The sequence below is a fragment of the Pseudomonas shiyinii genome (assembly GCF_056725765.1).
Genome location: NZ_CM161522.1, coordinates 2,488,328 through 2,509,606, shown reverse-complemented (window position 1 = coordinate 2,509,606; position 21,279 = coordinate 2,488,328). Strand labels below are relative to the sequence as shown.

The following is a 21,279-nucleotide window of genomic DNA, read 5'->3' as shown; positions in this document are numbered from 1 at the left end:
GACGTCCACGAAGGGGGTGCACATTTTAAATCAATCGATTTTCCGCATACCGACTGGGAGGCGTGAGGTTGCTTGGTTTGAACAAGTCGCAAGGCTATATATGGAAAGGATATAGATGATGCCGAAAACTACTCACTCGCCGGTTGCGATATGTGCAAAAGCCGGTGTTCGTTCATTGGCACCTGTTGGTCTTCTGAGTGGTGCGCAGTTGCGCAAGTTGGACGATACACTCACGTCGAGCGACGTGCAGGTATTGCACGCGGCCGCGACCAAGGCCAACCAGGATGCGGTACTGCTGGAAAAGAAAATCCTCACCCGCGCCTCGCCGCTGTTGCCCCAGGCGATCAAGCTCGGCATCCAGCATCCGGACGTTTCGTTGGATGACTACAAAGAATGGTTCGGCGGCCGCGCGGCGAAATTTGCCGCCCCAGGCAGCGTCGCCTCGATGTTCTCGCCGGCCGCCTACCTGGCAACCCTGTACCGGGAAGCGAAGAAGCTCTACAAGGAAGGTACATCCTGGCATATCGACACACGTCGCCCTGACCTGAAGCACCTGGTGCTCAGCCAGGTGAACCTGGATACACCGGTCAGTGCCCTGAGCCTGTCCAACGCCATCCTGATGGAGCGACTGGGCGAGCACGGCGACACCCTCGAAGGCTTGTCGAACCACGTTGGCTTCGGCGCCACGCCCTATCACCACCAGCACACGCGCCTGCGCCAGGCCTACCGCCTGAAAGACCCGGACTTCAAGCACCTGTGGGCGGCGCCCGACGTTGCCAAGCACGTCCAGGCGGCTTCGCTGGCGGGGCTCTGCCACGATATCCCGCCCGCCCTGTACCGGCTGCTGACCGATGAAATCACCGATGAAAACGTCGACGAGCAGTTCGCGAAGTATTTCCCCGGCACCGTGCCGGAGGACATGCTGCGCCCGGCCCGGTTGCGCGACTGGTTCGGCCTGAGCGACCAGGCCCTGAAGGCCTTCATCGGCGGCGGCGCCCAGGTCGAGGACGAGCGCTGGGGGTCGCAGACCAACGTCTCGGAACTGCTCAATACCGAAGGCGTCATCTACCAGCTGGGCGTCGGTTCGGCCAGCCCGGCGATTCACTACGCCTACCTGTTCTTCCTGGGCGGCGACCGCTGGCAGCTGAGCTTCAGCCTCAAGGAGACCGGGGCGATCGAGTTCATTCTGGAGGACGTGCACCAGCTGAAGTTGTTCCCCGGGATGCTGAAGGTCGATGCCTTCAAGCCGAACACCGACTATAGCTATGAATTCGACTGGAAGGGGCCGAACGAAGACCGTTCCTATGCCGCCTACAGGGTCAAGTTCACCGCCGAGGCCGACCAGGGCCGTGTGCTGAATGCCCGTTTCGTCACCCCGAAGCTGACGCCGGCACGGTTCCTGCTCAGGCTCAACAAGGTGATCAGGCTGCACAAGGCCACAGGCCTGGGGGCCGAGGCGCTGGAGGGCATCCTGCACAGCGTGGACCCGGTGGCCATCAGCGAGCGGTCGCTGGCGGTGCTGACGCAGACCGTGCGCCTGGCCAAGCGCTACGCCATCCCCCATGAGCAGGCGCTGGTCATGGGCCGGCAGTTGATCGCGGTAAGCGCCCGTGCCGGCGAGCTGAGCCAGTACGACCGGCTGTTCAACGACCCTGCGCTGGTCGAAGGCGGGCTGGACCCGGAAGACTACGTCGTGATCGACCTGCGCCCCGGCAAGGCCTCGGAGCAGGCCGCTATCAAGGCCACGCTCAAGCGTGCCTGCCAGGTAGACGACGAGGGGCTGTACCAGCTGGGCCGCTTCCTTGCGCTGCCACCAAAAGAGCAGGCCAGCGACGCGGACGGCGATGAGGTGCGCTTCGCCACCACGCTCGACAGGTTGTCCGGCCTCTACACCCTGAGCCTGTGGGCCCGCCTGCACGGCCTGGCGCCTGGCGAGCTGGGGCTGTTGCTGGAGACCTTCGGCGCGCCACGGGACCTGAGCGCAGCCTCGGCCGCGGAATGGTTGCGTTTGCTGGCCTGCATGGAGCGTTTGTCGAGCTGGCTGCAAGCGCAGGGCTGGAGCGTGCCGGACCTGGTGCTGATGACCCGGGGCGTGGAGGATATTCCACCGGGTCCCGAGATCACCAACCTGATCAAGGAAATGCAAGCGGCGATCGCCAATGCTGAACTGCCTGGCGAGCCCGTCACGGAAGACTACCTGCGCGCACTGACCCCGCTGATCGCCTCGACCTTTGGCCTGAGCGGTGAAACCGCGGCCCGGGCCCTGCTGACCTGGGCGGACCGTGGCAAGCCCGGTGAGCTTTCGCTGCAAGAGGTGGGCGAACGCCTCGAGCTAGAAGACCCGGTAGCCGACCTCCAGATGATCGCCTTCACCTACGGTTTGGCCCAGATGGCCCTGATCGTGCACGCCAGCGGTGTGACTGCCGATCTGCTGGCACTCTTGGTGGAGCGGCCCGATTTGTTGCTCGCCAAGACTGTGAACAGTATCGAGGCCAGCGATGCCCTGCAACGCAATGTGGCCATGGTCGTGGCCCTGACGGACTTCAGCACCTGGCTGAAAACACGACCGGAGTCGGCCAGCGCGCTGATGGCCGCGCTGGTGGCAGGGGGCGTACCGCCCGCGCTGCTGGCCAAGGCCACCGGCCAGGCAGCAGCGCTGATCGCCGAAGCCGCGGAGCAGGCAGCCCTGAAGAAGGATGTCGGAAACCCCTCGGCCCTGGCCAATTGGCAGGAGATCGCCGTGGTCCGGCAATGGGCCGACCTGGCGACAACGCTGGGCGTGCAGCCCACAAGCCTGGCGGCGTTGCTGGTGTTCCCGCCGGCATGGGATGAGTGGCAAGCCCTGGCGAACAGTTTCGAGGCGGGGCTGAGCCCGTCGCAGGTCAAGCGGGCGCAGGCGGCCAGCGAGGAGCCGCTGAGCAAGGCACTGGCCGGTGTATTGGCTGCGCGCATCAACCTGGGCGTGGAAGCGCTGAACCAGTACCTGCTGCTCGACAGCCTGAACAGTGCCCAGGTGACGACCACGCGCATCGCCGAGGCGATGGCGGCGCTGCAGCTGTTCGTCCACCGCACCTTGTCGGAGCCTGAAGACACGAACGCCCTACGAACCGGCGAGCTGGCCCAGCCCTTCTTCCGCGACTGGACCCGCTGGAACGCCCGCTACGCGACCTGGTCGGCCGGGCAGATGCTGATGTACTACCCGGAGAACTACATCGACCCGACCGTACGCCTGGGCCAGACCAAGGCGATGGACGACATGCTGCAGGTGCTGGGGCAGGCGCAGATCAACGGCGATACCGTGGGCGATGCCTTCCACGGCTACCTCAGTGCTTTCGAGGAGGTGGCCAACCTGGAGACGATCAGCGGCTACTACAACGGCCGGGAGCCGCAGACGACTGATGAATCGTTGGGCAAGACCTGGTTCATCGGGCGCAGCCGTGGCGAGCCGCGGGAGTACTGGTGGCGGACGGTGGACGAGAGCAAGCGTGACAAGGACACCGGCGCGTTGCCGGCCAACGCCTGGCGCGGCTGGACAAAGATCGACCTGGCGCCCCAGGTAGTGGGCCGGCTGATCCGGCCGGTGGTCTACCGTGAGCGGCTGTACCTGATGTGGGTGGAGCGCCAGGAGCATATCCTGACCCGCGACGAGCAGGGCCAGCCCGACAAGAAGGAGCAGGTGTGGTCGTACAAGCTGGCGTGGCTGCGCTATGACGGGACCTGGAGCGCACCGCAGGGCTACCCGATCGCTGATGCCTACGTGAACAAGCTGGAAAGGCTGGAAGGCTGGGACGAGAACAAAGGGAAAGAGGGTGAAACGTCACCAGCGGTCGATTACGAAAACTACTCGCTGTTCCTGGCCAGCCTGTCGGATCTGAACGGCCTGGTGGCCGGTATCTATGACCGGAGCGTCGGCGCCGGCGAACAGGCCACGGAGTACGGCGGCCTCGAGATCCATGACGACTTCACCAGCACGTCCATTGCGCTGTTGAATGACCTGCAACAGGTTCCGCATTGGCTGGACACGGCGGGTCATACAGGGCTGTGCAGCGTATTCGTTCGCCAAGACCGGCCCGTGGCGGAGGGGATCGAGCCGAAGACGGGCGTCCCGAACGGGTTCGTGTCGTTCGACCTGTCCGATGCGAGCGTGAGGCTCATCGACACCTCTACTCCCGAAGCGGACAGCTATAGCCTGCGGCTGGATACGACGTTGTCGGTGGAAGCTTTGCGTCCGGAGGTGGCTAACCCATGGATTACCAATCTAGTCAATGGCTTCGAGGGGCTTGCCAAGCAAACCACCCCAATCAGAGCACTGGCATGGGCAAGCTTCGGTGCCTTCCTGGTCCGTCATGAGGATGGGCATGATTGGGGCTATCTGTGTGCCAGTCACGGCATACTGCAAGTATTTAAAATCCATTATGAGGCAGCGACGGATGTCTATGATGTGCCTGTCGGTAGCGGCGGGGAGATCAAACATGGGGAGTCTTATATTCTTTGCCGATTCAAGATAGGCACGGCTAACTACCCGCTCCCCTCCATAAATATAAAGTTTCGTTACGGACAGTATTTGACGAGTGCTGAAATAAATGTCGCGAAGTTGATTGCGTATTTCGGGGTTGGCCAAGAGCATATAACGCCTAGCCGCTATCTGAGTCCGCCGGGCAAGGTCGGCAAGTCGGATATTCGCCGTATCGTCTATCGCGCCAATGGAGAAGACCCTGTCAGCGAGCCTGCTAATATCGATTTCGATCTGGCCTTGGGTCTGCAGCAGGCCAGGTTCTCCAGCGTTCTGAACGTTGGGCAGATGTCAGAGTGGCCTGATAAAAATCAAACTTCGCATACGATGATGCTGACGGTCGGCGAAGTGCAACGCCACTGGCGGATCAACCTGTATAAGCAACCCGGTACCGAGCCCAGTCCGCCCGAATGGGCGGTGACGCTCGAAGAGATCACTCCGGTGAAAAGCCCCATCATCGGTGAAACTGCCGAAGGGGCCCAGTACTTCCAGCGCGACGCCTGGGTCACCCGGCTCAATACCCTGTTCGCCCGCGATCTCACCGGTCTTGCGGCGAAGGGGATCGACCATATCCTGAGCTACGAGGCCCAGACTATGCCGGAACCGGTCATCGACAACGGCGATGACGAACCGAAGATGGACTTCAGTGGTGCCAACGCGCTGTATTTCTGGGAACTGTTCTACTACACGCCAATGATGGTGATGCAGCGCTTCCTGCAGGAAGAGCGTTTCGACCTGGCCGAGCACTGGCTCAAGTACATCTTCAACCCGGCCGGCTACACGGTGGAGGGGCAGTACACGACGCGCATGTGGAACGTACGCCCGTTGGAAGACGACACCTCCTGGAACGACGAGCCGCTGGCGGTGCTGGACCCGGACGCGGTGGCACAGAACGACCCGATGCACTACAAGCTCAACGCCTTCATGCGCTTGCTGGACATCACCCTGGGGCGTGGCGATGCGGCGTATCGCAAGCTCGAGCGCGACACCCTGAGCGAAGCGAAGGTGTGGTACCAGCGCGCCTTGCGTCTGCTGGGCGACGAGCCCTGGATCGAGCCGAACACCGACTGGGACGACCCGCAGCTGGGCGAGGTGGCTGCGCAACAGGTGCTCGAGGACCGGTTGGATGCCTTGGCGATGATGGCTGAAGGCATACGCGCTGCGGATGTGGCGCAGTTGCGCGCGATGGGGCCGGCACGCGCCGTGGCGGGCAGGACGCTGTTCCTGCCCGAGGCCAACCGCATGCTGCTCGACTACTGGGAAGCGCTGCGCATCCGCTTGTATAACCTGCGGCACAACCTGACGCTGGACGGCCAGCCCTTGAACCTGCCGCTGTATGCCGCGCCGGCCGACCCGAAGGCCCTGTGGGCCGACGCGGTGGCCGCCGAGGCGGGTGGGGCCAATGCCTTGCCGACCATCGACAACGTGCCGGCGTTGCGCTTCATTCCGCTGATGGAAGGGGCGCGGACCATGGCCTCCCAGCTCATTCAGTTCGGTAGCTCCATGCAGAACATCCTGGAGCGCCAGGATGCCGAAGCGTTGGCGGAACTGCTCAATACCCAAGGGGTGGAGTTGGCCGACAGCAGTGTGAAGCTGCAGCAGCAAACCCTGAATGAACTGGCCGCCGAGCGTGAAGTGCTAACGGCCTCCTATGCAACCGCCAGCTTGCGTTACAGCCATTACCATCGGCTCTACGAAGAGGACATCAACGGCCGTGAACAGCTGGTGTTGAATATGTCCACTTCATCCCAGACCATTCGGGCGGCTGCGAAGGGCCTGCATATGGTGGCCTCGCTCGCGGATGTGGCGCCGAACATTTTTGGTCTGGCCACTGGTGGTAGCCGCTGGAGTGCGCCCTTCAATGCTGCAGCCATTGGTGCAAGCCTGGCGTCCGATGCGCTTGATATCGCCTCGTGGCGTATCGGACAGGAGGAAATGTACCGTCGCCGTCGCCAGGACTGGGAGGTCCAGTACAAGGCGGCCGAACAGGAAATGAACGTCATCCAGGCCCAGCTCGACGCCCTGGCCGTGCGCGAGACCTCGGCCAACATGCAGATTGCCCATATGCAGACCCAGTCGACCCATGCCCAGGCACAGCTGGAACTGCTGCGCGGCAAGTTCACCGGCAAGAAGATGTACAGCTGGCTGCGCTCGCGCCTGGCCACGATTTTCTACACCTATTACGACCTGACGGCATCGCGCTGCATGATGGCGCAGAAGGCCTTGCAATGGGAAATGGGTGACGATACCCGCTACCTGCGCACCGGCACCTGGAATGGGGCCTGGGCCGGGTTGCTGTGTGGCGAGGGGCTGATGCTCGCCCTGGGGCAGATGGAAAACGCCTGGGTGAAATGGCAGAAGCGAGAGCTGGAAGTGACCCGCACAGTGTCGTTGGCACAGCTCTTCGAAGGCCGGCTCGGCAAGGATCAGGACGACCGGGCTCGGACGCTCAATGGTGCCCTGCGCGCGCTGATCGATGGCAAGGAGACGGAAATTCTGGTCGCCGACTTGCCATTGAGCAAACTGGAAATGGTAAGTACGGGTGACCTGGCAGTCCATTTCGGCTTGCCGGAGCTGGGCCTGGCAGGCGATTTCGACCGCAAGGTGCGCAGGGTGCGCAGCATCGCCGTCTCCCTGCCGGCATTGCTCGGCCCTTACCAGAATGTGCGTGCACGTTTGCGCACGGACGCCCAGGGGCTGCCGCATGGTTGCGAGGAGACGGTGATCTCCCATGGCATGCAGGACAAAGGGCTGTTCTCACCGGATGGCGGTGACTCCCATCCGCGTTGGGGCGCCCAGTGGCTGCCTTTCGAAGGGTTGCACATTGCAGAGGTTAACGCCGATGACCAGCAACCCGGTGCCAAAACCGTGATGACCCTCAGCTTTGCCGATGCCCAAGGCGACCAGAAAGCGTTGCTGGAGAGCTTGAGCGACATCATCGTGCACGTGCAATTTACCGTGCGCTGAACAGGGCGGGGAGGGGCAACCCCTCCCTTGCTCGCCTGCAACCACGGCGCGTTCGTGGTGCCATGCCGCGCAGTCCGATGGGCTGCGCGGCCTTTTCGTCCAGCTATCCCCCTCCTCGAAAGCCCGTGCGTTTCACCCGCGCTCCAGTACAATGAGCGGCTTTTTCCGGACTCATGTACAGCGCTGGCTGGGATTCGAATGCTGATCGGTAGCTACTCCTCTTCCCTTGTGTTGATTTCATTGTGCGTGGCCATCCTGGCGTCCTATACCGCCCTGGACCTGACTGGTCGCATCGCCACGGCCAAGGGCCGTTCGGCCTACCTGTGGATGGGAGGAGGTGCCTTCGCCCTGGGCGTGGGCATCTGGTCGATGCATTTCATCGGCATGCTCGCCTTCAGCCTGCCCATCGAGCTGGGCTATGACCTGACCCTGACCACGTTGTCGCTGCTGATCGCTGTGCTGTCCTCGGCCTTCGCCCTGTGGTTGGTGAGCCAGCCGAGCCTGCCCTGGCTGCAGCTGGGGCTGGGGGCATCGATCATGGGCGGCGGGATCGCCAGTATGCACTACACCGGCATGGCGGCCCTGCGCATGCTGCCGGGCATCGACTATGACCCGACGTTGTTCCGCGTGTCCCTGGGCATCGCCGTCGGGGCTTCGGCGGCGGCATTGTGGATCGCCTTCCGCCTGCGCCAGCATACGCCCTATGTGCGTCATATCCGGGGTGCGGCAGCGGTGGTGATGGGCATCGCCATCGTGGGCATGCACTATACCGGCATGGCGGCAGCCAATTTTCCGGAAGGCAGTTTCTGTGGCGCGCTGGCCGGTGGCCTGCGCGGCGACGGCCTGGCCTACCTGGTGTTGATCACCACCTTGGCGGTGCTGGCGGTGGCGCTGCTCACCTCGGTGCTGGATGCGCGCCTGGAGGCGCGTACCTCGGCACTGGCGCATTCGCTGACCCTGGCCAACCAGGAGCTGACCCAGCTGGCCCTGCACGACACCCTGACCGGCCTGCCCAACCGCACCCTGTTGGCCGAGCGCATCGAACAGGCGATCAGCAAGGTCGCGGAGCAGGGTGGCTGTTTCGCCCTGATGTTCATCGACCTGGATGGCTTCAAGCCGGTCAACGATGCCTTTGGCCACCATGTCGGCGACCAGCTGCTCAAGGCCGTGGCGGCGCGCCTGCGTGGTCATTTGCACAGCCAGGACACCCTGGCGCGTATCGGTGGCGACGAGTTCGTCCTGCTGGTGGCGCTGGACGAACCGGCCGATGCCATGGACGTGGCGGTCAAGCAGGTCGACCTGGTGGCCCGGCCCTACCGTGTGGCCGAGCATGACCTGCAGCTGTCGGCAAGCGTGGGCATCGTCCTGTACCCCGGCAACGGGCAGGACCAGCACGAACTGCTGCGCAATGCCGATGCTGCCATGTACCACGCCAAGAGCGCCGGCAAGAACGGCTACAGTTTCTTCGACGTTTCCATGAATACCAATGCACGCCAGCAACTGCAACTGTTGCAGGACCTGCGTGCGGCCCTGCAGCACGGCCAGTTCCGCCTGCACTACCAGCCCAAGTTCGACGCAGTTGCCCGCCAGCCGATCGGTGCCGAGGCGCTGCTGCGCTGGGAGCACCCGCAACATGGCCTGCTGTTGCCGGACCGTTTCATCGGCCTTGCGGAAAAGACCGGGTTGATCATCCCGATCGGTGACTGGGTGCTCGACGAAGCCTGTCGGCAGATGCGGGTGTGGCTTGACCAAGGGCGCAGCGACTGGCGCATTGCGGTGAACCTGTCGGCCATCCAGTTCTGTCACTCGGGGCTGGTCGACAGCGTGGCCCGCGCGCTGGAGGACAACAATCTGCCGGCCAATCGCCTGACCCTGGAAATCACCGAGACCACCGCCATGCGCGACGCCGATGCCAGCCTGGCGGTACTGCAGAAACTGTCCGGTATGGGGGTGGATCTATCTATCGATGACTTCGGCACGGGCTATTCCAGCCTGATGTACCTCAAGCGCCTGCCGGCCAACGAACTGAAGATCGACCGCGGGTTCGTCCGCGACCTGGAGCAGGACAGCGACGATGCGGCGATCGTCTCGGCCATCGTCGCCCTGGGCCAGGCCCTGGACCTGCGCATCGTCGCCGAAGGCGTGGAGACCAATCGCCAGCAGGAGTTCCTCACCCGGCTGGGTTGCGATTCGTTGCAGGGTTACCTGCTCGGCCAACCCGTGCCGGCCGAGCAGTTCATGGCACGGCTAGAAGCCATGGGCCAGCCTGGCGACGAGGTTCGGGCTGGCTAGACCGCGTCCCGCAAGACATAGGAAGGTTCGAACGCTTCCATCTCGGCCTCGACGGCCTCGATGATACGCTCCACGTCCGCTGCGGGCATGATCGCGGCGCAGGGGATGCCGGCGATGGCCAGCAGGGTCTCGCCGGTCGCGCGGTCGAACAGCCGTGCCACCATGCTGCGGGGGGCATCCATACTGGCCTCGAAGCCCAATGGGTGGAAATGCCAGCGCATCACCTGGCAGGCGTTGGGGAACGTCATCTTGTTCATGCCAGCCTCCTTGTTCTGATCCTGAACCCGGTGATCGGCCGCTCACTCGGCCGGTGGGAATCTAACCATAGCACCTGTATCGCCAGTGTCTCGCGCCGAACATGACAAAAATGCCATTGCTTGACGTACGTCACACGCGAGCGGTGGCTGGCCGTGCGGCGCAAGCCGCCGGGGCAAACGTTTTTCCGAGGCAGGACCGGTCGGTCTGAAGGTTCCGGCCATTGATCGAGAAACGCTGCACTTTCAGACCAGCGGGCCGCCGGGCAGGTCGCCACCCGCATCAGGTACAGCCATCCGACGGGAGGAGCTTGGGGCGATCCTGGGTTCGAACAGTGGGCGGCTAATGGGGTACCATCACCAACCGTGCCACCGGCAGCCCCCTGAATATCGAAGTGATGGCACGGGCTGGGGCTCGATGACCTGTCCATTTTTGTTGTCGCGCTGATTTATTAACCCAGTCGTAATGACTCGCTTCATGCCATACCCTGCTCGAAGCTCCCGCTACAGGATCCACGTTTTGTCCGATCACCTGCACAATCCCCTGCTGCAGTACTTGGCCCGCCTGGCCCCCTCCAGCCAGCTGACCATGCGCTATATCCTCCAGGACGCAGCCGACCGCCTGGGTTTCGTCGACTGCGATATCACCGAGGTGCCGTGGCATTTGCTCGAGCCTGGCCATGTGGTTGCCCTGGTGGCGGCGCTGCGCGCCGATGGCTACGCGCCCAATACCTCGTCGTTGTATGTGAACGCGGTACGTGGCGTGATGAACGAAGCGTGGCGCCAGGGGCTGATAGACCATGAAAAGCTGATGCACATCCGCGAGGTCAAACCGGCCAGCGGCAGCCGCCTGCCACCGGGGCGTAACCTGCGGCGCAGCCTGATCCGCGAGCTGATGGACGTGTGTGCGGCCGACCCGCGCCCACAGGGCGTGCGCGATGCCGCGATCATCGCGCTGTTGTATGGCACGGGCATGCGCAAGTCCGAATCGGTGGACATCGACCTGGCCCAGGTGGACTTCCAGGCACGCAGCCTGCAGGTAGTGGGCAAGGGCAACCGGCAGCTGATCAAGTACGCACCGGCCTGGGCCTTCGAGAAGCTGCAGGCCTGGCTGGACCTGCGCCGCGCGCACCTGCCGGCGGGCGAGGCCGACGATGCGTTCCTGTTCAACCGTATCCGGCGCGGCAGCCACATTACCCGGGCGCGCATCACCAAGCATGCGATCTACTACATCGCGCGCCAGCGTGGGTCGCAGGTGGGGGTGAAGATCATGCCCCACGACTTCCGCCGGGCATTCATTACCCGGGTGATCGAGGAGCATGACCTGTCGATTGCCCAGAAGCTGGCGCACCACGCCAATATCCAGACCACCGCCAGCTATGACCGGCGTGACGACAACGAGCGGCGTCGGGCGGTGGACCGCTTCGACTATTGACCTGATCCGCTCCTACAAAGGGCTCGCGATCGGTCGCGCAGCGGCCGCAAACCGGGCGCCCCCGGTCCTTCAGGGCCGGCGTGGGTTTCAATGAATACTTGAAGCCAGCTCGAAGATCGGCATGTACATGAGGATCACGATCAGGCCGATCAGCAGCCCGATGAAGGTCATCAGCAACGGCTCGAACAGGCGCACGAACCATTCCACCCAGCGGCCGATCTCCTGGTCATGGAAGTCGGCGCAGCGCTCGAGCATCTCGCCCAGGTTGCCTGAGCGCTCGCCCGCCCGCAGCAGACGTAGCGATACCGGCGTCACCAGCTGCCCCGCCTCCAGCGCATCGGACAGCGGCAGGCCTTCGCCCACACGTCGGCAGGCCTGTTCCAGGCCTTGCGCAGCGGCGCTGCCGAGCAGGCCTCGGGCCATGCCCATGGCGGTGAGGATAGGGATGCCGCCCTGCAAGAGAATGCCCAGCGAGCGATAGAAGCGGGCAAGCTCATACATCACCAGGCGCTGGTGCAAGGCCGGCAGGCGCCGCAACTGGCGGCTGGCCCAGCGGCGCACGGCAGGGTGGCGCCGCAGCAGCGCCAAGGCGCAAAGGCCACCCAGTGCCGCCGATGCCAGGGGCAACTGCTGCGCATGCAGGAACAGACCGACCTGCATCAAGACCCGCGACAGCCAAGGCAGCTCGTTGCCCATGCCCTCGAATACCAAGCTGAAGCGAGGCACCACGTAGCCGAGCAGGAACAGCACCACGCCGCCGCCCACCAGCAACAGCAGCAACGGATAGACCGAGGCACCGACCAGCTTCTGCCGAACCAGGTCCAGGCGTTGTCGGTAACCGATATAGCGTGCCAGCGCATCGCCCAGCGCGCCGGTGCGTTCGCTCGATTGCACCAATGCTACATACAGGGCGGGGAATATCTTCGCCTGCTGGCCGAGGGCCTGGGACAGCGAGTGGCCCTCGTAGAGCTGGCGTACCAAGGCTTCCAGGACCTGGCGCGCCGAAGGGGTAGGGGTCTTCTCGGCCAGGCTCTCCAAGGCTTCGATCAATGGCAGGCCGGCACTGAGCAAGGTGCCCAGTTCCTGGCTGAACAACACCAGGTCGAAACGTGCCGTGCGGCGCCAAGGCAGCGAGTGCAAGCTGCCGCCCTGGCTGCGCAGGCTGACCACCCGTAGGCCCTGTGCCTCGGCGTGACGCCGCGCCTGGCCGGCATCCTCGGCCTCGACCTGCAATTGGACGATGCCCTGCGGGCCCAGGGCCTTGAGGCTGTAGCGCATGGCGGCTCTCCTCATTGCCAACTGGTGATTTCGGCATTTTCTCCGTCTCCGCCGGGCTGGCCGTCCTTGCCCATCGAGAGCAGGTCGTATTCGCCGCCGTTTTCACCGGGTTGGCGGTAGATATAGGGGCGCCCCCAGGGGTCCTGAGGCACGGCCTTCTGCAAGTAGGGGCCCGACCAGCGTTGTTCGCCGCTCGGTGCAGTTACCAATGCCTGCAGGCCCTGCTCGCTGCTGGGGTAGTGGCCGACCTCCAGGCGGTACAGGTCCAGTGCCTTGCCCAGGCCTTCGATCTGCGCTCGGGCGACCTTGGCCTCCGAGCGGCCGAGCTGGCTGAAGTACTTGGGTGCGACGATGCCGGCCAGAAGGCCGAGTACCACCAGGACCACCAACAGTTCGAGCAGGGTGAAGCCGCGTTGGGTGATGGATCTGCGCTGCATGGTGAAACCCTCCAGTGCGTTCGGGCAGGTTCGCCTTCGCCATGCAACAGCCGTGCACGTCTGGCTCGGGGCCTTGCGCCATGGGCCATGGCAAGCGGCACAGTGCTTGCGTTCCAGCTGGAAACCCTGGGTTTTCCGGGGCATTTCCCCCACATCGGGGGCCACGACGGGGAGGCAGCCGACATGCGTGGAATCATCCTGGGACTGGTCTGGTTGGCGGCAGGTGCCGCCCAGGCCGACATGTACATCGCCATCGATGCCAAGGGCGGCTATGTGCTGTCCAACGTGCATCGGCCAGGGCGGCACTATGAAAGGGTCATCAGCGAGCCCCAAGCCCACGCCGGGCCGGTCGATGCGCAACTGATCACCGGGCGCCCCTACGCTGACCTGGTGGCCGCCGCCGCGCGTACCCATGGCGTGCCGCAAGCGCTGCTGCATGCGCTGATCAAGGCCGAATCCGGCTACAACCCCAAGGCACGCTCGCCCCAGGGCGCGGCTGGGCTCATGCAACTGATGCCCGGCACGGCGAAGGAAATGGGCGTCAAGGATGTGCTCGACCCCGCAGCCAACCTGCAAGGCGGTGCACGCTACCTCAAGCGCATGCTCACGTTGTTCGACAACGACATAACGCTGGCCGTGGCCGCCTACAATGCCGGCCCGGAAGCTGTGCTCAGCCGGGGGCGGGTGGTGCCGCCGTTCGCCGAGACGCAGAAGTACGTGCCCAATGTACTGCGTGACTACCGCCGCTTGCAGGGGCTGGCCGAAGATGCGCCGCTCTACAGCGGGTGGTGAAGCCGGAGCGTGTGGCGTTTTGCCAGGAACCTGTTCGGTGAGCAGCGGGCGAACCCCCAACTCTGGGCTATAACCTTCAGAAGGTGCCCCAGCCGTTGGAGTCCGTCATGGACCTCGCCCCACGTTCCGACACACTCGAAGTGCCCGCAGGTGGTGATGGCGGTACGGCCCATAAGCCGTTCGACCTGTTGCGCTGGTATGCCTGGGTCAGCCTGGCGATCATCGTCTCGGTGGCCGTGGGTCTGGGCCTGATTTCCAGCCGTTTCATCATCAACGAGAGCGTCGAACGCGATGCGCTGCTCTCTGCGCAGTTCATCCAAGCCATCGCCGACGCCGAAGTGCGCCACGTGTCCATCCCCAATGTGCGCACCATGGGCGACCTGCTCGATTCGCGCATGGACCTGGCCATGCCCGATGTCGACCCGGATGCACGGCGCCGCGCCCGTGGCGAGTTCCTTGACCATATCGCCCACTTGCCGGATGTGCTGCTGGCCAATATCTACGCGCCCGACCGTACGGTGATCTGGTCGAGCAACCCGGCATTGATCGGCAAGATGATCGAGTCCGACGACGACCTTGAGCGTGCCTTCGAATACAAGATGCAGGTGTCGGCCAGCTACCACGATTTCGACGATGCGCGCAGCGAGCAGAAATTCGTGACCCCACCCAAGCAGCTGTTCATCGAGAACTATATTCCGCTGTTCGACGCCGACGGCCAGCGGGTCGCGGCCATGGTCGAGATCTACAAGGAGCCCCATGACCTGATCGTGCGCATCGAACACGGCCTGCTGTTGATCTGGCTGGCCATCGCCATCGGGGCGAGCCTGGTCTACCTGGGCCTGTACGGCATCATGCGGCGTGCCGCCCGAGTGATGGCGGTGCAGCAGAAGCGGCTGATCAGCAACGAGACCTTCGTGGCGCTGGGTGAGATGTCCTCGGCGGTCGCCCACAGCCTGCGCAACCCGCTGGCCAGCATCCGTTCAAGCGCCGAACTGGCCCAGGCGTTCGACGAAGGGCCGGCGCAGAAGAACATCAACGACATCATCAGCCAGGTCGATCGAATGTCCCAGTGGGTGCGCCAACTGCTGCAATCGCTGCGCCCGCTCAATGACGATGCGGTCCCGGTGGACCTGTCGCAAACGCTGCAGGATAGCTTGCAGGCCTTCGCCGTGCCGCTGGGGCGCAGTGGTGTGAGCCTGGATCTCAAGCCCTTGCCGCCACACCAGGTGCTAGGGCATCCGGTGTTGCTGGGGCAGATCTTCAACAGCTTGATCGCCAATGCCCTGGAGTCAATGGAGCAGGGTGGCCAGTTGCGAGTGGAGGTGGTGCGCCAGGACCGTCGCAGCTTGACCTTGCGGCTTTCGGACACCGGCAGAGGTATGAGCGAACAGCAGCAGCGCATGGCCTTTCGGCCCTTCTTCACCACCAAGCAAGGTGGGCTTGGGGTTGGGCTGGTGTTGGTCAAGCGGATCATGGAGCGCTTCGGTGGCTCGGTCCGGCTAAGCAGCCGGGAAGGCGTGGGTACGAGCGTTTCCTTGAGCTTTCGGCTGATCAAGAGTTAAAGCAACGCAGCATATAGTTTTTATAACAAATTGTTTTGTAAGGTATTTTTGTTTTTGGGTGAAGAATACCCCAATTGTGGGTCCTTGATCTCGATTCAAGGTTATAAATGTTTCGTAACTTACTGTTTTATTTTGATATTTAATTTTCAGAACGGATTGGCCGGTTTCTTGCTGCGCCCTTTGACGACAGACGGCGGCGGCAGCGCAGCAGGCAAAGTGCTATCACCTTGCTACAGGCGGTAACGACGCCTTGCTTCCTTCGATGAGATCTCAGAGCGGGAACCCCACCCATGCAGACGCTGGATCATGATGTTCCCGACAAGACGTCGCCTGGCTCGAGCGGGCTGGCCGCGCCGCTGCGTGAATTCAACTTGCTACGCTGGTTTTCGGTGATCAGTCTGCTGGTGATCGCCGCCGTGGCCGGTGGGCTGGGTTACTTCTCCACCCGCTTCGTGGTGCGCGACAGCGTCGAGCGCGACGCGATGCTCACTGCCCAGTTCATCCAGGCCATGGCCCAGGCCGAGGTCCGTCATTCGCAATTGCCGCCCGGCACCACCATGGGCGAGTTGCTCGACCCGCGGCTGGACGAGCAGCACTTGCAGATCGCGCCGGCCCTGGTCAAGTCGACCCGGGTGGAATTCCTCGACCATGTCGAGCACCTGCCTGACACGTTGCTGGCCAATGTCTATGCCCACGACCGCACGATCGTCTGGTCGACCAACCCGGAATTGCTAGGCAAGCGCATCGCCGAGGACGACGACCTGGACCACGCCTTCCATTCGCGCAAGCCGGTGTCGGCCAGCTACCACAAGGCCGACGAGGACCGCGAGGAGCAGAAGTTCCAGCGTGAGCCGCAGTACCTGTTCATCGAGAACTACATCCCGTTGTTCGACAGCCAGGGCGAGCAGGTGTTGTCGATGGTCGAGATCTACAAAGAGCCCCAGGACCTGGTCCGGCGTATCCAGCGCGGCTACGTGCTGATCTGGGTGTCGACCTTGCTGGGCGGGGCGCTGGTCTATTTTGGCCTGTTCTGGATCGTACGCCGCGCCGCCGGCATGCTCCACCACCAGCAAGACCGCCTGGTGGCCAGCGAGACCTATGTCGCCCTTGGCGAGATGTCCTCGGCGGTGGCTCACAGCCTGCGCAACCCGCTGGCCAATATCCGCTCCAGTGCCGAACTGGCCCAGGAAATCGCCAGCGAGCCGGCACGCAAGAACATCGCCGACATCATCAGCCAGGTCGACCGCATGTCGCGCTGGGTGCGTGACCTGCTGGTGTCGTTGCGCCCGACCAGCGACGAGCCCGAGGCGGTGGACCTGGTAGCGGCGATCGATGACACCCGGCTGGCGTTCCTGCAGCAGATCGAACGCAACGGCGTGCAGTTCAGCTTCGAAGGGCCTACCCAGCTTTGGGTGGCCAGCCAGCCGTTGCAGTTGACCCAGATCCTCAACAGCCTGTTCGCCAATGCCCTGGAGGCCATGCCCAAGGGCGGCCTGTTGTGCGCCGAGGTCAGCAACCTGGAGGGGCAGCAGGTGAAGCTGGTGCTCAGCGATACCGGCAAAGGCATGAGCCAGCAACAGGAGCGGATGGTCTTCAAGCCGTTCTTCACCACCAAGCAGGGCGGCCTCGGTGTTGGCCTGGCCCTGGTCAAGCGCATCATGGAACGCTTTGGCGGCTCGGTCAGCTTGAGCAGCCGCGAAGAGGAAGGAACCCGCGTCAGCCTTGTCTTCAATATCGCAGCGGGAGGGGACCATGGGGCCCAGCATTCTGGTGGTCGAGGATGACGAGATCCTCGCTGACAACATACGTACATACCTGGGCCTGAAGGGCTTCGAGGTCACGGTCTGCCATAGCGCCGAGCAGGCATTGGAGCAGATTCGGCAGGGCCTGCCCGACGCAGTGTTGACCGACAACTCATTGCCGGGCATGAGCGGCCACGACTTGCTGCGCAATCTGGTGGCCCAGGCGCCGGATCTGAAAGTGATCATGATGACCGGCTACGGCAACGTGGAAGATGCCGTGCTGGCGATGAAGGAGGGCGCCTTCCACTACTTGACCAAGCCGGTGGTGCTCGCTGAGCTCAAGCTGATGCTGGACAAGGCGTTGGCCGCCGAGCGGATGGAGCGTACCTTGTCGTTCTACCAGGAGCGCGAGGCGCAGAAATCCGGGTTGCAGGCTTTGATCGGCGAGTCGCCGGTGATGCAGAGCCTCAAGCACACCTTGCGCCAGTTGCTCGATGCCGAGCGGCGCATGGCCAGCGACGACCTGCCGCCGGTGCTGGTCGAAGGCGAGACAGGCACTGGCAAGGAACTGGTAGCCCGTGCGCTGCATTTCGATGGCGCGCGCAGCAAGGGCCCGTTCATTGAGTTCAACTGCGCTTCGATCCCGGCCAACCTCCTGGAGGCCGAACTGTTCGGCCATGAAAAAGGCGCGTTCACCGACGCCAAGGAACGCCGGGTGGGCCTGGTCGAGGCGGCCGACGGTGGTACGTTGTTCCTCGATGAGATCGGCGAGATGGACCTGGTGCTTCAGGCCAAATTGCTCAAGCTTCTCGAAGACCGCAGCATTCGGCGCATTGGTGCGGTGAAGGAGCGCAAGGTCGACCTACGGGTGATCAGTGCCACCAACTGCAACCTCGAACAGATGGTGCAGCAGGGCAAGTTCCGTCGCGACCTGTTCTTCCGCTTGCGCATCATTGCCCTGAAGGTGCCGCGGCTGTATGCCCGAGGGCAGGATATCCTGCTGCTGGCCCGGCACTTCCTGGCCCATCACGGCCGCCGCTATGGCAAGCCCAACCTGCGCTTCAGCGCTGAGGCCGAGGCCTTGATGCTCGCCTACAGCTGGCCGGGCAACGTGCGCGAGCTGCGCAACATGCTCGAGCAAACCGTGCTGCTGGCGCCCAGCGACGTGATCGCCGCCCACCAGCTGAACCTGTGCATGACGCTTGTCGATGAACCCATGGCCCAGCCGATGCCCACAGCATTCGAGCTGCCGCGTCAGGAGCCGGAGCCTGGCACCAGCCTGCCGGACATGGAGCGCGACCTGGTGTGCAAGACCCTGGATCGGACCGATTGGAACGTCACCAAGTCGGCGCGCCTGCTGGGGTTATCGCGGGACATGCTGCGTTATCGGATCGAGAAGCTGGGGTTGACCCGGCCCGACAAGCGTCAGTGGTGAGGCTTGGCTCGTGATATAGGCGCCGCAAAACCAGTAGTTTTGCGTTGTTCCGTGCGCACGCCTCAGGGCTGGCCGCTATCGCCGCCGCGCGTCCCGCTGCCATCGCCATGCCCGCGCATCCCTTCCGATCCGCCACCATCCATCCCGGGCAGGTCGCGATTGTCGTTCTGTTCGGCGGGCGGGCTGTCCGGGTCATTGCCCTGGATCCGCGGGTCGGTGTCGCGCGGCATGGGTTTTTCGATCGGGTTGAGCGTGCTGTCGGCGCCGGGCTGGGGCGCGGGGTTGTGCGGGTCGTCCGGGTGGGTCGGCCCGGTACCCGCCGCCAGGGCCAGGGGAGAGGCCAGCAGGGCGGCGAGCAGGCAGGTACGGTGCAGTTTCATGGGGGGCTCCTTGCAAATGACCTGTACCGGGTTGGGCTACAGGCCTGCCGCAAGGTGCCACCACCACGATGAACGGTCAGACCACCGTCGAAAGCAGCATGATGAAGATGATGCCCACCACCGAAAGGATGGTTTCCATCATGCTCCAGGTCTTGAACGTTTCGGCCACGGTCATGTTGAAGTACTGCTTGACCAGCCAGAAACCCGCGTCGTTGACGTGGGACAGGATCAGCGACCCCGCACCGGTGGCGAGCACCAGCAGTTCGCGGTTCACCCCGGGAACCAAGTCCACCACTGGGGCGACGATGCCGGCGCCGGTGATGGTCGCCACGGTGGCCGAACCGGTGGCGATACGGATCACCGCCGCCACCAGCCACGCCAGGAGGATCGGCGAGATCTCGGCCTGTACCGCCATCTGCCCGATCACGTTGCCGACACCGGTGTCCACCAGCATCTGCTTGAAGCCGCCGCCGGCACCAACGATCAGTACGATGGCGGCGGTGGGCGCCAGGCTCTGGTCGAGCATCTTCATGATCTGCTGGCGGGAGAAGCCGCGGGCAGAGCCGAAGGTGTAGAACGCCAGCAGCAGGGCGGCGAGCAGGGCGGTGATCGGGTGGCCGATCAGGTCCATCCACTGGCGCACGATGTGTTCGGCCGGCAGCACCACGTCGGCAAAGGTCTTGAGCAACATCAGCGCCACCGGCAACAGCACGGTGAGCAGGGTGATGCCGAAGCTTGGCAGGTTCTGCTGGTGGGTTTCGCGGGCGATCTGGTCCATCAGCTCCTGGGACGGGTTGCCCGGGATGTAGCGGGAGATGAAATTACCGAACAGCGGGCCGGCGATCACGGCGGTCGGCAGCGCGACCAGCAGGCCGTAGAAGATGGTCTTGCCGATATCGGCATGGAAAATACCGATCGCCAACAGCGGGCCCGGGTGCGGCGGTACCAGGCCATGGACCACGGAAAGGCCGGCCAGCAGCGGGATGCCGATCTTCACCAGGGATACCCCGGAGCGGCGTGCGACGATGAACACCAGCGGGATGAGCAGCACGAAGCCGATCTCGAAGAACAGCGGGATCCCCACCAGGAAGGCGGCGAACATCATGGCCCAGTGCACCTTCTGCTTGCCGAAGGCGCGGATCAGGGTCTGGGCGATCTGGTCGGCGCCGCCGGAATCGGCCATCAGCTTGCCGAGCATGGTGCCCAGCGCCAGCACGATGCCGACGAAGCCAAGCACGCCGCCGAAGCCGTCCTGGAATGACTTCATGACCTTGGCCACCGGCATGCCGGAGGTCAGGCCGAGAAAACCCGCGGCCAGGGTCAGGGCGACGAAGGGGTGGACCTTGAAATGGGTAATCAGCAGGATGAGCCCGACGATGGTCACCAGGGCGTCGAGCAGCAGGAAGGTATCAGTAGCCAGTCCGAACATGGTTGAAGTGCCTCGATCTTATCGTTGTTTTGGCGAAACGTTCGACACGCTCAGGTGTCGAGACAGCGCTGTCTTTGGTGAGCCGGAAAAACCGCCGGCATCAGGCAGTTCGCGCCAGTCTCCGGTCACCGCAGGGCTTTAGCCAGGTATCTACGGCCTGGGCCATGGTCTCGATCGGCTGGGTGGCGTCCAGCGTCAGGGTCAGCGGTTCGCCATGGGGCGGCTCGAGGGCGGCGAACTGGCTGTCGATCAGGCTGGCCGGCATGAAGTGGCCAGGCCGGGCGAGCACGCGTTTCTCGGCTTCGGCCGGGGTCAGCTCCAGGAATACGAAACCAAGACCCGGCACGGCCTGACGTAGGGTTTCGCGATAGCGGCGCTTGAGCGCAGAGCAGGTGAGGATGGGGCGTTCGCCGGCCTGGAGCGTGGCTTGCAGTTCCTGGCCCAGGCGCACCAGCCAACCGGCACGGTCATCGTCGTCCAGGGGAATGCCGGCGCTCATCTTGCGAATGTTCTCGGCAGGGTGAAAGGCATCGCCTTCGATCAGGCGACCGCCGCTGGTGCTGGCAATGGCCGAACCGATGCAGCTCTTGCCGCAGCCAGCCACACCCATCACCACTATTGCAGACAGGGGAGAGTTCATCAGTACCTCCTGCGGGGTAAGATAGCGCTGTCTCGCTGACGACGAAACGAGGTTGCAAGCGCCACCCTCCCGGGTGTTATTGGTCTTGTCTTCACGCAGTATGGACGCTGGGCACATAGCCGC

13 protein-coding genes are annotated in these 21,279 nt (G+C 63.7%); 7 read left to right on the top strand and 6 right to left on the bottom strand.

Annotation, left to right across the window (positions count from 1 at the left end; all coding sequences use genetic code 11):
- The first annotated feature begins 208 nt into the window (after window positions 1–208).
- Both ACXHGZ_RS11370 and ACXHGZ_RS11365 read left to right on the top strand, forming a co-directional pair.
- Complete coding sequence (locus tag ACXHGZ_RS11370; protein ID WP_480463906.1) at window positions 209–7,480, top strand: Tc toxin subunit A-related protein; 7,272 nt, start codon at window positions 209–211, stop codon at window positions 7,478–7,480.
- Window positions 7,481–7,678: 198 nt separating this feature from the next.
- Entirely contained in the window at window positions 7,679–9,772 is a 2,094-nt protein-coding gene (locus ACXHGZ_RS11365) for a putative bifunctional diguanylate cyclase/phosphodiesterase (protein WP_480463904.1), read from the top strand.
- Here the strand turns inward: ACXHGZ_RS11365 and ACXHGZ_RS11360 are convergent.
- Window positions 9,769–10,029 (bottom strand): DUF1652 domain-containing protein, encoded by a 261-nt coding sequence (locus ACXHGZ_RS11360; RefSeq protein WP_084858090.1) that lies wholly within the window; start codon window positions 10,027–10,029, stop codon window positions 9,769–9,771. The genes ACXHGZ_RS11365 and ACXHGZ_RS11360 overlap by 4 nt on opposite strands.
- A 517-nt stretch (window positions 10,030–10,546) precedes the next feature.
- Between ACXHGZ_RS11360 and ACXHGZ_RS11355 the strand changes: the two genes are divergently transcribed.
- Window positions 10,547–11,461, top strand: coding sequence for a site-specific integrase (locus ACXHGZ_RS11355; protein ID WP_480463902.1), 915 nt, complete (start codon window positions 10,547–10,549; stop codon window positions 11,459–11,461).
- Between the two features lie 87 nt (window positions 11,462–11,548).
- Here the strand turns inward: ACXHGZ_RS11355 and ACXHGZ_RS11350 are convergent, their stop codons facing one another.
- Both ACXHGZ_RS11350 and gspG read right to left on the bottom strand, forming a co-directional pair.
- Window positions 11,549–12,739, bottom strand: coding sequence for a type II secretion system F family protein (locus tag ACXHGZ_RS11350; RefSeq protein WP_480463901.1), 1,191 nt, complete (start codon window positions 12,737–12,739; stop codon window positions 11,549–11,551).
- Window positions 12,740–12,750: 11 nt separating this feature from the next.
- Window positions 12,751–13,176, bottom strand: a complete 426-nt coding sequence (gene gspG / locus ACXHGZ_RS11345) for a type II secretion system major pseudopilin GspG (protein WP_084858087.1) — start codon at window positions 13,174–13,176, stop codon at window positions 12,751–12,753.
- Between the two features lie 183 nt (window positions 13,177–13,359).
- On the opposite strand from gspG, the gene ACXHGZ_RS11340 reads away from it, so the two are divergent.
- The 4 genes from ACXHGZ_RS11340 (at window position 13,360) to ACXHGZ_RS11325 (ending at window position 18,707) form a co-directional block, all read left to right on the top strand.
- Window positions 13,360–13,968 (top strand): lytic transglycosylase domain-containing protein, encoded by a 609-nt coding sequence (locus ACXHGZ_RS11340; RefSeq protein ID WP_324815473.1) that lies wholly within the window; start codon window positions 13,360–13,362, stop codon window positions 13,966–13,968.
- A gap of 107 nt (window positions 13,969–14,075) precedes the next feature.
- Window positions 14,076–15,530: a sensor histidine kinase gene (locus ACXHGZ_RS11335; RefSeq protein WP_480463898.1), complete on the top strand. Its 1,455-nt coding sequence runs from the start codon at window positions 14,076–14,078 to the stop codon at window positions 15,528–15,530.
- A gap of 290 nt (window positions 15,531–15,820) precedes the next feature.
- Window positions 15,821–17,314, top strand: a complete 1,494-nt coding sequence (locus tag ACXHGZ_RS11330) for a sensor histidine kinase (RefSeq protein ID WP_480463896.1) — start codon at window positions 15,821–15,823, stop codon at window positions 17,312–17,314.
- The gene (locus ACXHGZ_RS11325; protein ID WP_480463895.1) at window positions 17,283–18,707 is read left to right on the top strand and encodes a sigma-54-dependent transcriptional regulator; all 1,425 of its coding nucleotides are present in this window, start codon (window positions 17,283–17,285) and stop codon (window positions 18,705–18,707) included. The genes ACXHGZ_RS11330 and ACXHGZ_RS11325 overlap by 32 nt, the downstream gene beginning before the upstream one ends.
- 62 nt (window positions 18,708–18,769) lie before the next feature.
- Here ACXHGZ_RS11325 and ACXHGZ_RS11320 read toward each other — a convergent pair whose 3' ends face one another.
- From ACXHGZ_RS11320 to ACXHGZ_RS11310, 3 genes are all read right to left on the bottom strand, one after another.
- Window positions 18,770–19,087: a hypothetical protein gene (locus ACXHGZ_RS11320; protein ID WP_480463894.1), complete on the bottom strand. Its 318-nt coding sequence runs from the start codon at window positions 19,085–19,087 to the stop codon at window positions 18,770–18,772.
- A 76-nt stretch (window positions 19,088–19,163) separates the two neighbouring features.
- Entirely contained in the window at window positions 19,164–20,516 is a 1,353-nt protein-coding gene (locus ACXHGZ_RS11315; protein ID WP_480463893.1) for a GntP family permease, read from the bottom strand.
- A gap of 100 nt (window positions 20,517–20,616) precedes the next feature.
- Window positions 20,617–21,156: a gluconokinase gene (locus ACXHGZ_RS11310; RefSeq protein ID WP_480463892.1), complete on the bottom strand. Its 540-nt coding sequence runs from the start codon at window positions 21,154–21,156 to the stop codon at window positions 20,617–20,619.
- Window positions 21,157–21,279: the final 123 nt, after the last annotated feature.

What these genes read in the sequence shown, in the direction of transcription:
- ACXHGZ_RS11365 (WP_480463904.1), top strand. Translation starts at nt 7,679, where the DNA reads ATGCTGATCGGTAGCTACTCCTCTTCCCTTGTGTTGATTTCATTGTGC.
- ACXHGZ_RS11360 (WP_084858090.1), bottom strand. Translation starts at nt 10,029, where the DNA reads ATGAACAAGATGACGTTCCCCAACGCCTGCCAGGTGATGCGCTGGCAT.
- ACXHGZ_RS11350 (WP_480463901.1), bottom strand. Translation starts at nt 12,739, where the DNA reads ATGCGCTACAGCCTCAAGGCCCTGGGCCCGCAGGGCATCGTCCAATTG.
- gspG (WP_084858087.1), bottom strand. Translation starts at nt 13,176, where the DNA reads ATGCAGCGCAGATCCATCACCCAACGCGGCTTCACCCTGCTCGAACTG.
- ACXHGZ_RS11340 (WP_324815473.1), top strand. Translation starts at nt 13,360, where the DNA reads ATGCGTGGAATCATCCTGGGACTGGTCTGGTTGGCGGCAGGTGCCGCC.
- ACXHGZ_RS11335 (WP_480463898.1), top strand. Translation starts at nt 14,076, where the DNA reads ATGGACCTCGCCCCACGTTCCGACACACTCGAAGTGCCCGCAGGTGGT.
- ACXHGZ_RS11330 (WP_480463896.1), top strand. Translation starts at nt 15,821, where the DNA reads ATGCAGACGCTGGATCATGATGTTCCCGACAAGACGTCGCCTGGCTCG.
- ACXHGZ_RS11325 (WP_480463895.1), top strand. Translation starts at nt 17,283, where the DNA reads ATGGGGCCCAGCATTCTGGTGGTCGAGGATGACGAGATCCTCGCTGAC.
- ACXHGZ_RS11320 (WP_480463894.1), bottom strand. Translation starts at nt 19,087, where the DNA reads ATGAAACTGCACCGTACCTGCCTGCTCGCCGCCCTGCTGGCCTCTCCC.
- ACXHGZ_RS11315 (WP_480463893.1), bottom strand. Translation starts at nt 20,516, where the DNA reads ATGTTCGGACTGGCTACTGATACCTTCCTGCTGCTCGACGCCCTGGTG.
- ACXHGZ_RS11310 (WP_480463892.1), bottom strand. Translation starts at nt 21,156, where the DNA reads ATGAACTCTCCCCTGTCTGCAATAGTGGTGATGGGTGTGGCTGGCTGC.